General features: G+C 34.3%; 1 protein-coding gene. It reads left to right on the forward strand.

All coding sequences use genetic code 11. The features are described 5' to 3' along the window. Positions 1-306: GTP-binding protein (locus ACFINZ_RS10995; protein ID WP_375701536.1), on the forward strand; the 306-nt coding region annotated here is incomplete at its 5' end. Positions 307-689 lie beyond the last annotated feature (383 nt).

Consider the following 689-nt stretch of genomic DNA (forward strand, 5'->3'; position numbering starts at 1 on the left):
TTAGATCTCCTAAAAAATTTTTATGGCGCAAAACTATTACGAATCAAAGCAATTATTGCATTGCATGATGATCCCCTACGTCCACTTGTGCTACACAGCGTACAAACATTTTTTCATCCACCAATAAGACTTCCAGCATGGCCAAAAGGAATTACACAAACCCGTTTTGTCATCATTGCCGATGGTATTGAAAAAGAAGCAATACAAAAACTCTTCAATGCTCTTTTAAACAAACCAGCAATAGATACTGCAGACAAAACCGCCATATTGGAGAACCCACTGCTTATTCCAGGAATAAAATTTTAGTTTTTTCTCTAAGTTTCATATGAAGGAAAATTTTCAACCGATAGAGAGAGCAGGTTTTCAAAGAGACTCTAATACATCCTCATTTCCATGTTTTAAGAGTTAAAATTTGAAAGCAAAGTAGAGAATTATAATGTTCCATTTGGAAAGAACAAACACATTACCTAGGTAAAATATTCCGCCAAGTGTAAAGATTGGCAAAGGATATTCCATTTAAAGAATGTTCCATTTATTGAAAATAAGTCTCTTACAAACGCGTGAAAAGGAAAAACTTTATCCGTTGTTTGTGGAGAGTGTTCACGTTACTTTTAAAGAGAAAGCTCAGGGGAAGATGAGATTTTCCTTTATGCTTAAAAAATGGCGTAATATCTTTAAACGGTATGAAC

The sequence above is a fragment of the Bartonella sp. AA81SXKL genome, assembly GCF_042196945.1.
Taxonomy (GTDB): domain Bacteria; phylum Pseudomonadota; class Alphaproteobacteria; order Rhizobiales; family Rhizobiaceae; genus Bartonella.